At 52.6% G+C, this 523-nt stretch carries 1 protein-coding gene; it reads right to left on the reverse strand.

The features are described 5' to 3' along the window. Positions 1–153: 153 nt before the first annotated feature. On the reverse strand, positions 154–523 hold a 370-nt coding region (locus R8N47_RS28285), incomplete at its 5' end, for a Fe3+-siderophore ABC transporter permease (RefSeq protein ID WP_318186494.1).

The following is a 523-nucleotide window of genomic DNA, read 5'->3' on the forward strand; positions in this document are numbered from 1 at the left end:
GCATAAATGGCAGGTTCATGCTGGTGGGTTTATCCATGAATGCGTCAAGACCCACAAACATGGCCGTCATCACCACATAGAACAACAGGGCGGGGACAAGCATGTCGCGTAAAGACCGAACCTGGTTGGCGTTCGCGTTTTGAGTATTCGTCGTCATTGTGTTTGCCCCTTCAACATTCCCCATAGCTGACGGTGAAGATCAGCGATTACCTTGTACGTCCCCTTCACTGCTGGTTGCTCAAGGGTCTTGAGCATCCACAAAGCAATAAACAGGCTGGAAAGCAGTGCCACCACCAACTGGATGTTGTGGCTACTCAAATAGACGGCATAGCCGTTTAGGCAGGCACTCAATAGCAACCAGACCCTGGCCGTCATCAGCCCCCAGCGGTGATAGGTCACGAGCAGGTAGGCTGTTACGACAGAACAGAGTGTCATGGCACCAGAAGTGGCTAGGTAAACGACCCATGTACTGGCCTCGCCAGTGACGTAAGTGCCACCAACGGAGAAGGACAAGCCAAAGATC

Source organism: Vibrio sp. 2132-1, assembly GCF_033344315.1.